We start from the raw sequence: 421 nt of genomic DNA on the forward strand, positions 1-421 counted from the left end.
CACCCTTCACGGGTGCGTGGATTGAAACATGTTTGACTGGGCGAAGTCGCTTAACTGGACGAGTCGCACCCTTCACGGGTGCGTGGATTGAAACTTTTCGGATCATACGTTAATACGTTAGACATTAAGTCGCACCCTTCACGGGTGCGTGGATTGAAACCTCGATCAAGTACAGCGGACTTGCGATAATCATCGTCGCACCCTTCATGGGTGCGTGGATTGAAACTTATAATCGCATGTAAGGAGATGTGTATATATGAGTCGCACCCTTCATGGGTGCGTGGATTGAAACGGTTATATAGGCCTCGATCATTTGTTTTTGCTCAAGTCGCACCCTTCATGGGTGCGTGGATTGAAACTTCGTATTCACCCAGGACATAACGGCGCTGGTAGTCGCACCCTTCATGGGTGCGTGGATTGA

This window comes from Megasphaera sp. MJR8396C (genome assembly GCF_001546855.1).
Taxonomy (GTDB): Bacteria; Bacillota; Negativicutes; order Veillonellales; family Megasphaeraceae; genus Megasphaera.